The sequence below is a fragment of the Bifidobacteriaceae bacterium genome (assembly GCA_031281585.1).
In the GTDB taxonomy this organism is placed as follows: domain Bacteria; phylum Actinomycetota; class Actinomycetes; order Actinomycetales; family WQXJ01; genus JAIRTF01.
The window spans coordinates 34,127-45,280 of the sequence record JAITFE010000025.1; the positions used below are offsets into that span (position 1 = coordinate 34,127).

9 protein-coding genes are annotated in these 11,154 nt (G+C 66.2%); 3 read left to right on the forward strand and 6 right to left on the reverse strand.

All coding sequences use genetic code 11. The annotated features are described in order from the left end of the window. Positions 1-102 precede the first annotated feature (102 nt). On the forward strand, positions 103-1,830 hold the full coding sequence (locus tag LBC97_02285; protein MDR2564887.1) for a 2-succinyl-5-enolpyruvyl-6-hydroxy-3-cyclohexene-1-carboxylate synthase: 1,728 nt from the start codon (positions 103-105) through the stop codon (positions 1,828-1,830). A 14-nt stretch (positions 1,831-1,844) separates the two neighbouring features. Here the strand turns inward: LBC97_02285 and LBC97_02290 are convergent, their stop codons facing one another. The 6 genes from LBC97_02290 to LBC97_02315 form a co-directional block, all read right to left on the reverse strand. Beyond that, positions 1,845-2,555 (reverse strand): hypothetical protein, encoded by a 711-nt coding sequence (locus LBC97_02290; protein ID MDR2564888.1) that lies wholly within the window; start codon positions 2,553-2,555, stop codon positions 1,845-1,847. A gap of 1 nt (position 2,556) precedes the next feature. Further along, on the reverse strand, positions 2,557-3,384 hold the full coding sequence (locus LBC97_02295) for an aldo/keto reductase (GenBank protein ID MDR2564889.1): 828 nt from the start codon (positions 3,382-3,384) through the stop codon (positions 2,557-2,559). Continuing rightward, on the reverse strand, positions 3,368-4,870 hold the full coding sequence (locus tag LBC97_02300; GenBank protein ID MDR2564890.1) for a hypothetical protein: 1,503 nt from the start codon (positions 4,868-4,870) through the stop codon (positions 3,368-3,370). The genes LBC97_02295 and LBC97_02300 overlap by 17 nt, the downstream gene beginning before the upstream one ends. A gap of 302 nt (positions 4,871-5,172) precedes the next feature. Continuing rightward, positions 5,173-6,933: a sugar transferase gene (locus LBC97_02305; protein ID MDR2564891.1), complete on the reverse strand. Its 1,761-nt coding sequence runs from the start codon at positions 6,931-6,933 to the stop codon at positions 5,173-5,175. Positions 6,934-7,191: 258 nt separating this feature from the next. After that, positions 7,192-7,575, reverse strand: a complete 384-nt coding sequence (locus LBC97_02310; GenBank protein MDR2564892.1) for an MmcQ/YjbR family DNA-binding protein — start codon at positions 7,573-7,575, stop codon at positions 7,192-7,194. A gap of 127 nt (positions 7,576-7,702) precedes the next feature. Continuing rightward, positions 7,703-8,233: a GNAT family N-acetyltransferase gene (locus tag LBC97_02315; protein ID MDR2564893.1), complete on the reverse strand. Its 531-nt coding sequence runs from the start codon at positions 8,231-8,233 to the stop codon at positions 7,703-7,705. Positions 8,234-8,477: 244 nt separating this feature from the next. Here LBC97_02315 and dapA point away from each other — a divergent pair, with 244 nt between their 5' ends. Further along, a complete protein-coding gene (gene dapA / locus LBC97_02320) occupies positions 8,478-9,404 on the forward strand; it encodes a 4-hydroxy-tetrahydrodipicolinate synthase (GenBank protein ID MDR2564894.1) in 927 nt (308 codons plus the stop codon). A gap of 46 nt (positions 9,405-9,450) precedes the next feature. Further along, positions 9,451-11,139: a ribonuclease J gene (locus LBC97_02325; GenBank protein ID MDR2564895.1), complete on the forward strand. Its 1,689-nt coding sequence runs from the start codon at positions 9,451-9,453 to the stop codon at positions 11,137-11,139. Positions 11,140-11,154: the final 15 nt, after the last annotated feature.

The following is an 11,154-nucleotide window of genomic DNA, read 5'->3' on the forward strand; positions in this document are numbered from 1 at the left end:
CCTTGAGGTAGTATGAACAGCCGACCTGGTTGAGACCGGCCCAGGAGCCGCCGGGAACCCGGTCAAGCCGATCAATCGTAAGGCCGTCAGGAGGTCTACCCCTTGTACACCGCGCAAAGGAACTACCGGATCCTGCTACCGCTGCTCAAGGATTACGGTGTCCGCCATGTGGTGATCTCTCCGGGGGCGCGAAACATCCCCTTCGTCAAGAGCGTCGAGGATGATCCGGATTTCACTTGCTACTCCGTGGTGGACGAACGGGGCGCGGCTTACTTCGCCATAGGGATCTATCTTGAAACCGGCGAACCGGTGGCCCTCAGTTGCACCAGCGGCCAAGCGACCAGGAACTACCTCCCGGGATTGACGGAGGCCTATTACCGGCAGGCGCCGATCGTGGCGATCATGGGCGACTACCCCCCCAGCCAAATCGACCAGTTAAACATGCAGTGCGTCAGGCAATCGTCTGTGCCCTCGGACACGGCCAAGGTGACGGTCACGCTTCCGGTCGTCAAGGATGACGACGACGCCCGCTATTGCGTCAGGTTGGTCAACCAAGCGTTGACGGCGCTGACGCTCCACGGAGGCGGCCCGGTCCAGGTGAACGTCCCCACGATTGACCAGTGGGCGCGGGGGCGTGACCGCCTGGAAAAGCCGCGTCGGATCTGGCACCATTCGCTGCCGGACCAGGATTGGCCGAGCCTTGGGCGCCGGAGCCGGGTCATGGTGGTGGTTGGCCAACACAGCCCGTTCACGGCTTCCCAGCAGGCGGCCCTGGATTCGTTTTCCGAGGCCACGAACTCAATCGTGTTCGTCAGCCACCTGTCCAACTACCATGGCCCAAGGTCCGTTCACGGCAACCCGGTCTTGCAGCGTCTGGGGCGCGTGCCGTCAGCGGCTTTTCGACCAGACGTGGTCATTTCGATTGGCGGCCTGCTCGGCGATTACGATCTTCGGGCTTTCTTGAGCCTTGGCGAATACGAGCACTGGCGGGTCGGCCCGGACGGGGAGATCAGGGACACCTACGGCCGGATGACCCGCGTGTTCGAATGCGATGACGAGCAGTTTTTCAGGCGCATGGCCGAGTCCCTTGGCGACGGCCCGGTGGCCGCGCCCTTCTTCGATGCCTGGGCGGAGGCTGCGGCAAAGGTGGAACCGCCGGACGGTCTGCCCCTGTCTCAGGCGTATGTGGCGCAGGCGCTGGCGCCACGCCTCCCGGCCGGGTGCGTCCTTCATTTGGGCATCCTCAATTCGCTGCGCCACTGGGACATGGTGCCGTTGGATCCGAGCATCCGGGTCTACTCGAACGTCGCGGGATTCGGGATTGACGGGTCCTTGTCGACCTTCCTGGGGCACGCCGTGGCCACGGAACGCACTTCCGTGCTGGTCATAGGAGATCTCAGCTTCTTCTACGACATGAACGCGATCGGCAATCGCCACATCAAGGGCAACGCGCGAATCCTGGTTGTGAACAACGGTGGTGGCGCCGAGTTCCGCATGACCACCAACGCGGCCTACCAGTTCGGAGAACGGGCGAACCGCTTCACCGCGGCGGCGGGTCATTTTGGCGCCGCCCGCGAATGGGCCGAAGCGAGCGGTTTTCGGTACGTGGCCGCCCGTTCCACGGCCGAGTTCGACGACGGCATCGGGCGCTTTCTAGAAGACGGAGAGGCGCCCGTGCTGTTCGAAGTGTTCGTGACCATGGAGGACGACACGCGAGCGGTGGAGCTGATGAGAAGCCCGGCACGGGGCTCCCGCTGGGCGAGGTCCGTTGGACGGCGCTTGCCGCCGGGCCTGAAGGCGGCCGTGAAACGACTGATCGGCATGCGCTGAGCGGGCGCCCCGGCTCATGAAGGCCTGGCGTCTCCCACCACCAGGTAATCCAGCTTGTAACCGCGCTCCCGGCAAAAGTCCAGCAAGGGGGCCGGCGGCTCGCCTGGGGGGCATTCGGCTGGCTCAACTCGGCGACGCCTAATGGCGGCCCGCAACAACGCGGCCGGGAGTTGGATGGTCCAAGGGTAAAAGACCAACGGCGCCATCCGGTCCCACTTGCGCAGCATCTTTCCCGTCAGGCGGCGTTGGTCCATCGGGTGAAGCATTGACAGGTTGGCATATGACCGCAGGGCCCGGCCCTTTTCGGCCGCCGGGTCCAGGTAATAGACAACTGTGCCGCCTTTGCGCAGGTACGAGTGGTAGCGCATCACAACAAGTGTGCTGAGCCGCTCCTCTTGGCCGGGCAGGCACAATGAAAGAGTCTTGGCGTCCCCAAACGTCGCCTTGAAACCATGGCGGAGCCATGCCTCCTTGCCGCCCACAATGAGCGCGTCGAAGTTCCGCGAGGCCGGGAAATCGGTCCAAGTGAGAGCGAGCGGCCGTGCGACCATCCGGTGCACGCAGAGGTCCATTGCTGTGAGCGCCAGAACGAGGACGGACAAGAAGAATGCGATCCCGCACACCCAGCCGGGCCAGCCGAACAGCAGGCCGGCCGCGCCGCCAAGCGCGAGCAGGCCCGCCAGGGCGAACTTGCCGGCGAACAGGACCAAGTAGATTCTGCCCATGTCAGTATCCTGTGACGCCAAGCGACGGCAGGAACATTCTTGCGTTCTGATTGAGTTGGTCGATCGCGCGAAGGTCGTCCTCGTCGAGGGAAAAATGGTCGACATGCGTATTCTCGAAGACGCGGCCCACTTTGGTTGTCATGAAGACCACGTGCCGACCTCTTTGGATGTGCCAACGGTGAATGACCTGCGTTAGCGAAGCACCGTGCTGTTGGGACATCCGCGCGAGCGCGGGACTTTGGGCGACCGGTGGGCTCAGCCGGGCGGTCGGCGTGTAGGCGACCAGCGGAATGCCGTGTTCGGTGCAATAGGACGTGAGTTCCTGGTCGGTGCAAAGGGGGTGGACTTCGTTCTGGACCAGGTCGGGGATTATTCCCCGATCGCGTAGATCGGTGAGGTGGCCGGGAGTCACGTTGCACAACCCCAGCGCTCGCGCCGCTCCCCGGTCCCTCAGTTCGCGCAGCTGAGCCCAGGCGTGGTCAAGGTAGTCGAGAAAAGGCCAATGAACGTAAATGGCGTCGTAGTACGCAAGGCGGTTCGCCGCCAGCACCTGGAGGACTTGCCGGACTATGCTCTTTCCCCCCTCGGCGCTCTCTTGCACCTGTATCCCGTCGACTTTGTCGGAGACAAAAACGGCCGAGCGGTCGCACCCGGTGGCGCGAATCGCCGAGCCGAGGGTGAGCTGGGTCCCGTACCCGGGGGCGGTGTCGAAGCCGATCCCGCCCAGCCGAACTGCCTCTGCCACGACGCGGCCCAGCGCGCGCGAATCCTTTTGGTTGAATGTGCCCAACGTGAAGCTGGGAACCTGGGGCCTACGGCTGTCGGTCACGCGATCTCCTGGTGCCTCCCATGAGGCGGGCCCAGGCTGGCGCGCCGAGGGCGAACAGGGCCGGCATGGCGAGGTAGCGGTAGCGCGGTTGCACTTCGATCGCCAAATGCATCAGCGCGTAGGCCGCGACGAAACACGCGAGGGCGGTCGCCAGAACACTCCATGAGCGCCGGTTCATAATGGTGGCCCATCCCGCCATGATGACGATCGGGAGGAAAAGACCCCGCTCCAGCAGGACCAGGCCGGCGCGGGCGAAACTGGTGGCGGGAGTCGGGTCGTCAATGTTGAAATACCATGCGCCCATCGTGTTCTGTCCCCAAAGGCGCCACAACTGGAGCCGCAGAGTGGGCTGCCAGTCGTTCGGCAGATCCGCGATTTCCTTCTCAACATAGCGCCGCACGATCTCGCGGGCCTCGGGATGCGGCGGGTCTTCCAGCACACCCGGAAACCCGAAGCCGACGTCCTCACGCGCCTGGTCCAGAACCTCCGGGTTGGCGGGTGCAAAAGCCCTCAGGACCTTCAGCTCCGGCAGGTTGTTTTTCAGGCCTTGGTCATTGACCCCGGTGGCCTGGATGGTCCAAGAGGCGCCGGCGCCCACGATCAAGTAAACGGCTGCGGCGACTCCCATCCCGGCCGCTATCCGTCCCACCCGACGGCCTGCGGCTCCTTTCCGCGCGGACATCAAGGACCAGACCAGTAGGCCGATCATCCCCATCCACATGGCTATCCCGGCCGGACGCGCCAGGTTGCCAAGCTCCAGCGCCAGGCCCGCCGCGGCGAAGAGGCCCGCGCCGCGCCATTTGAACGGTCCTGCCGCCGCCAAAACGGCCAGGTACAAGCCGAGGTACAGGAGGACCGTAGACATGTGCTCGTTCGTCAACACGTTCGCGAGCAGAATATGCCCCGGACACAGCAAGTAGGCCGCAGCGACTGCGATCCCCACCGCCGCAGATCCCGTCAGCCTCCGCGCCATAAGGTACACCAGCAGATTGGTGCCGGCCATCGCCAAGGCGTTCACAATCAGGATGGGCACCACGCTGCCGCCGCCCACCCGTAGCAGGCCGGCCTCAAGCAGCGTCCACGGCGTCTGGTACGCGTGATAGTAGTAATAGGCGCTTTCGCTGAAACTCCAATCGCCGTCAGCGATGGACTGCGCCGCTCCGAGCATCGCCTCCCAGTCGATGGACTGCTTGGTCCTCACCGCGAGCGCCGCGACCAGGTCGACAACCAGTGAGCCGCTGAATACGGCGCACGGGACGGCCCAACCGGGCGCGCTCCGGCGGCTCCACGCAACCCGCACGCGGTACCCGTACCGGCGCCAGGCCAGCGCGGCCAACACGATTCCCTCGCCCACGGCCAGCCACCACGGGCCCAATTGGATCTTGTCGGAGTACCGCACCGCCACCGCCGCGATCACCGAGAGTATTGCGACCAGCCCAATCGTCAGAGCCCACCCGAGGACAGTTCCGAGCTTGGTGGACGACACAGGCAACGAGGATAGCCGCGTTCCTGACCTGGGCCAAAACCGGGGCTGCCGCAGGTTTCCGAGGCGTCCTTGTGGCAGGAGCCGGGTCGTCAATGTTGAAATATCGGGTGGCTGTCGTGTTCTGTCCCCAAAGGCGCCATGACTTGAGCCGCAGAGTGGGCCGCCGGTCGTTCGGCAGATCCGCGATTTCCTCCGCCAGGTGACGCCGAACCGCCTCGGGGGCCTGGGGATGGTCCCCCGTCCATGACGCCAGCGACCACGACAGGAGTCCGGCCGCCCCCAACCACATGGCGGTGCCGGCGTCAGTAGGCGCCGTGTCCCGCAAGGACCACCTTCAGCGTCCTGAACAGCAGTTGCAGGTCGCCGATGAACGTCCAATTCTCAACGTAATACAGATCCAGTCGGATCGACTCGGTCCAACTCAGGTCGGAACGGCCCGACACCTGCCAGAGCCCCGTGATGCCTGGACGCACCAAGAAACGCCGGGCCACCTGCTCCTGGGTGTAGTGGTCGACCTCCTCGGGTAAGGGGGGGCGGGGTCCCACCAGGGACATGGTGCCGAAGAGGACGTTCAGCAACTGCGGGGTCTCGTCCAGGGAGAAACGCCGCATCCAGCGCCCGACCGCCGTGATCCTTGGATCGTCGCGGATCTTGAACAAGACTTCGTTGCCGGCGTCGCGTTGGTCCCGCAGGTGCTCCACATGCTGGTCGGCGTCCGCCACCATGGAACGGAACTTCCAGATGGAGAAAGTGGACCCATGCAGTCCCACGCGTTGCTGACGGTAGAAGACCGGCCCTTTGGAGGTGGCCTTGATCAAGAGGGCCAGAACCGCGCCGGGCACCAACAGGATCAACAGGCCAGCGCCGGACACAACCACGTCGAACACTCGCTTGGCTTTCGCGCCCGGCCCGGTGAAACGCGGGGTCTCAACGTGGAGCAAGTTCAGGCCGGCGACGGGTCGGGTGGCCAGGCGGGGCCCGGCCACGTCCAGCAGGCTGGGTGCCACCGCCAGGTGCTCAACGCCGGGTTCGAGCTCCCAGCTCAGCTCTCTGACCAGGGCGGCGTCAACGCCTTCGCCACCGGCGATGATCAGCGAATCCGCCATGCAGGCCCGCATGGCGGTGACCGATTCGGGGAACGTCACGATCGGAACACCTAGCTCGTAAAGCGCCGTTGGCGGTTCCTCGCCCTCCGGCAGGGCCACCGCTTGAATTGAATAGCCGGCGGCCGGCGAGCGCATCAACTCGTTGGCGATGGTTTCCGCCTGCCCGGCCGAGCCCACCACAACCGCCCGCTGGGTGTAGAGGCCCTGGCGGCTTCGCTTGATGACCAGCCATGATCGCCACATTTTGCGGTCCACGACCAAGGCCGTCAGCCCGAGCGGAAAAGCGAGCAGTATGTATCCCCGCGCGAGGTCGATCTTCCAAACCATCGCGATGATCGCCACCAACCCGAACCAGACAAAAGAAGCCGCCGCCACCCGGCTGTACTCGCCCGGACCTTCGCCATAAAGCAACGGGTCCCGGCCGCCGGCGACTTCGAGCGCCGCCATCCAGCCAACGATCACGACCAACGAGATCCCGGGATAGTCGAGTCTTTGGCCGGCGCCGACCAGCGCCGACTCGGCGGAGGTGCCAAACCAGATCAGCTGCGCCCCCAGTACCGCCCAGGTGACGGACATCAGATCGGTTAGGGCGAGGCGGTGCGAGTAGACCCGGCGCCACCCGGTGGCGCTACGCATGGTCAATGAACCCTGATAGTCGACTACTCGGGAATGGGACCGGATCCTCAGCAACGACAGCGAGGAAATCAACCAACCGGACACGCCCAGAACAGCCCACAGCCAGGCCGGCTGATCGGCCAAGAGTTCGCGCCAAGGCCGGTCTGCGGCGACCAGTCCCCGGAAGGTCGAGTGGAACGGGCCGAGCGCCCAGGCGGGAACCAGAATTGCGACGACCATTGCAACCAAGATCGCGGTGCCGATCACGTAGTAGACCGCGCCCATGCGGGGTGCTCGCAACGAGGGGACGGGCTGATCGCCGGTCTTGGTCAGAATAGTCATAAAGTTCGCCTGGTCGGACCCGCCGCTTCGAAAACGCCTGGCAGCGGCGTGTGCCCCACCTCGAAAACCATCATAATACGCGGCCGAGGCAGTCTGGATTTCGCGGGTGCGCTCCCGAGGCACGTAGTCAAGACTGGAACTCCGTTGGGGTTATTTGGATCGTGACTGTTGGTCAATGCTAACCGCAACCGGCCCCGGCACGGGGAGGCGCACGGGTGGGAATGCTGGAGGGAATCGGCGCTGGCGCGCCGCCGCAGACTAAACCGGACGCCCGCCCGCCCGAGCCGCCAATTCCGCCGGGGCCGCCAGCGCGTACGAATCAGTCAACAATTCCCGCACCTCCGACCAGTCGGCCACCGCGTCGAGGTCCAGTTCAAGCCACAGTTTGAAATGCGGCGCCACGCCGATCCGGGGGTCGGCCGCCAGCGCGGCCCGCTCCGACGGCACGGGTTTGAAGATCAGCCAACGCCCCTCGCCTGCCAACCCGCCGCCGTACACCCCGAACAGTCTTCGCCGCACCCGCAGCGTCATCACCCCCCAGGTCTCCTCATGCCCCGCCTCGGGGAGGTGGGCGATGCCGTCCAGCACACCCTTCAGCACCGGGTCGTCCGGGTCGTATCGCCGTCGCCAGGCCCGCGCCATGCGCCCAGTGTAGATGCCTCCCACTCACCTGCCACGCTGCGAAGGCGTTCTCGCCACCGGCAAGAAGTCCCCAGGGCGGGCCGCGTTGGGGCATCACGAGCGCGAGCGCACCCCTGGCACCAGCGAGCTAGTCGAGGCGAGCGGACCAGCGGGCCTCGTCGATGATCTCCCCGGTGGGGGCCTGCCAAGAGCGTTCGGCCCCGTCAGCGCCGAAACCGGCCGAGCGCAGGAACCGCTGGCGGAAAACGTCTTGGCGGGCAACCCAATGTGAGAGGCGGGATGCGGCCTGGAGGCGGCGGGCGGCGTCGGCGGAGGCCTCCAGCAAACGCGAGCCGTGGCCGGCGCGCTGGTGATCTGGAGACACCCACAGCGCCACCAGTTCGGCGGCGCCTTTGCCGCCGTCCGGATCCAGTAGCGGGCCCAGGGCCGCGAAGCCGACCACCGCCCCGCCCGCATCCTCCGCCGCCAAGACGGCGTAGGGGCCGTCGCCGCCGCTCAGTTGGATGGCGTTGCCCCAGGTTTGGGTCAGCCCGGCCGCGTCCAAACTGGCTTCCAGGCCAGGCAAATCGAGTCCCAACAGGGCAAGCCAATTGGCGCGGTGAATCGCCGCGAGAGCGGGCGCGTCGAGTGGGGCAGCGGCACGCACGGAATTTGGCACCCGACCATTGTGCCTTCTGCCGCGCCGCCTTTGGCGCCGCCGGCCGGCCTCCCGGTCACGGGTGCGACTTTCGGGCCGATCGTGATCCGGTGGTGGATCACAATCGTGGTTTGGGTTGCACCTGAACGCCTCCAGGGGCGGGAAACGGAAGTCGGCGCTCTGCCTTGGCGGCCACCGTCCACGGTCCCGTACCCGCGCCGGGTGCCGCCGCGCGTCGAACCCGGTGAAGCGCTAGGTTAGGTGCATGTCTCAGCTTGACCGCCCTTCGCGTCCGTTCGGAGCCCTTCTGACCGCCATGGCCACGCCCTTCAAAGAGCACGGCGGCCTTGACCGCGAGTCGGCGCGCCACCTGGCCGCCCACTTGGTGGCCCACGGCCACGACGGGATTGTGGTCAACGGCACCACCGGTGAGGCCCCCACCACCACCGACCAGGAGAAGCGCCAGGTCATTGAGGATGTGCGCGAAACGGTGGGTCCGGCCATCAAGGTTGTGGCCGGGGTCGGCACCAACGACACGGCCCACTCGGTCAGGCTCGCGGTTGACGCGGCCGCGGCTGGCGCGGACGGCCTGCTGGCCGTCACCCCGTACTACTCCAGGCCCAGCCAGGCCGGGTTGATCCAGCATTTCCTCCGCATCGCGGACGCGACGGACTTGCCGGTGATGATTTACGACATCCCCGGCCGCAGCGCGGTTCAGTTGCATGAGGACACGCTGGCGGAACTAGCCCGCCACGACCGCATTGTCGCGGTCAAGGACGCCACCGGGCAGGCGGGCGCGGCCTTCCAGAAAATGGTTCGGACCAACCTGGCGTATTACGCCGGCGACGATCTGCTGGGCTTGGCCTTCCTGACCAGCGGCGGTTCCGGCGTGGTCTCGGTGGTGGGCCACGTGACGGGAGATCTTTGGCGCCAGGTGATCGATTCCGTCGACAGGGCCGACCTGCCGGCCGCCCGTCACGCCATGGCCCGGATGCTGCCAGTGATCGACGCGGTCATGGGCGGCGGCCAAGGCGCGGTCATGATCAAGGCGGCCTTGGAGATCATGGAACTCCTTCCCCGCCGGACCGTGAGGCTGCCCTTGGCTGAGGCCACGGAGGTGGAGGCCGGGCACGTGCGCCACGCCCTGGCGGTGGTGGGGCTGGGACCCGGGCGGACGGCGCCGGCGGCGTAGGCGGTTAGTGTTAGGGGCTCAAACACCCCCGAAGGAGGATTGAGCGGTGCAATCAAAAGTCTGGCCCGAACTGTCCGAGCCGCCGGAACTCGAAGAAGGCGTGCTGCGGCTGATCCCGCTGGGCGGCCTGGGCGAGGTCGGCCGGAACATGACGGTCTTCGAGATCGACGGGAAGATCCTGTTGGTCGACTGCGGGGTGCTGTTCCCGGAAGAGCACCAGCCGGGGGTGGACCTGATCCTGCCGGACTTCGGGCCGATCCGCGACCGGTTGGATGACGTGGTCGCGCTGGTGTTGACGCACGGGCACGAGGACCACATCGGCGCGGTGCCGTATCTGCTGAGGCTGCGGGACGACATCCCCTTGGTGGGGTCGCAGTTGACGCTGGCGTTCATTGAGGCGAAGCTGACCGAGCACCGCATCAAGCCGCTGACTTTGGCCGTGGACGACGGCTCAGTCGCCACCTTCGGGCCGTTCACTTGCGAGTTTATGGCGGTGACGCACTCTATCCCGGACTCGTTGGCGCTGACCATCACCACCGAGGCGGGCCGCGTGCTGCACACCGGCGACTTCAAGCTGGACCAACTGCCGTTGGACGGCCGGATCACCGACTTGCGGGCCTTCGCCCGCGCGGGGGATGAGGGCGTCGACCTGCTGATGATGGACTCAACCAACGCGGAAGTGCCCGGTTTCATCCCGACTGAGCGGGAAATCGGGCCGACCCTCGATCTGGTGTTCGACCAGGCTCCGGGCCTGATCATGGTGGCTTGCTTCTCCTCGCATGTGCACCGCGTTCAGCAGGTGCTGGACGCCGCGGCGGCGCATGACCGCAAGGTGGCGTTCGCGGGACGGTCCATGATCCGCAACATGACGATCGCGATCGACTTGGGGTACCTGACCGCCCCGGAGGGCACCATTGTGCCCCTCAACACCGCCGACGCGCTGCCGCGCGACGAGGTGGTGTTCGTGACGACGGGTTCGCAGGGCGAACCGATGGCGGCCCTGTCCCGGATCGCCAACGGCGACCACAAGATCCATGTGGGGCCCGGTGACACGGTGATCTTGGCGTCCTCCCTGATCCCCGGGAACGAGAACTCGGTCTACCGGGTGATCAACGGCTTGACGCGGATGGGCGCGAAGGTGGTCCACAAGGGCAACGCGGCCGTCCACGTCTCGGGTCACAGCGCGGCGGGGGAGTTGCTGTACACGCTCAACATTGTGGGCCCGCGCTGCGTCATGCCGATCCACGGCGAGGCCCGCCACCTGGTGGCCGCCGGCCGGCACGCGGTGGCCACCGGCGTCCCGTCCGACCAGGTGGTGCTGGCGGAGAACGGCATGGTGATCGACTTGGCAGAGGGCCTGGCGGAGATTGTCGGGGCCGTCGAAGTGGGCAACGTGTACGTTGACGGCTCTTCCGTGGGGGAGTTGACGGAGGTCGGGCTGAAGGACCGCCGCATCCTGGCGGACGAGGGCTTCGTGTCGATTTTCGCCGTGGTCGACCCGGCGGAGGGCTACATCATGGTCGAGCCGACCATTCAGGCCCGCGGGGTGGCCGAGGAGCCGGGCGTGTTCGACGAACTGGTGGTCCAGATCAGCCAGGCGCTGGTGCTGGCCATGGACCAGGGCGCGCACGACACGCACCAGCTTCAGCAGGTGATGCGCCGCGTGGCCGGCCGGTGGATCTCCAAGAAGCTCCGCCGCCGCCCCATGATCATCCCGGTGATAGTCCTGGCGTAGGGCGACGGGGCCCAA

Coding starts and splice junctions, on each gene's coding strand:
- LBC97_02305 (MDR2564891.1), bottom strand. CDS start 6,933: ATGACTATTCTGACCAAGACCGGCGATCAGCCCGTCCCCTCGTTGCGA.
- dapA (MDR2564894.1), top strand. CDS start 8,478: ATGTCTCAGCTTGACCGCCCTTCGCGTCCGTTCGGAGCCCTTCTGACC.
- LBC97_02290 (MDR2564888.1), bottom strand. CDS start 2,555: ATGGGCAGAATCTACTTGGTCCTGTTCGCCGGCAAGTTCGCCCTGGCG.
- LBC97_02310 (MDR2564892.1), bottom strand. CDS start 7,575: ATGGCGCGGGCCTGGCGACGGCGATACGACCCGGACGACCCGGTGCTG.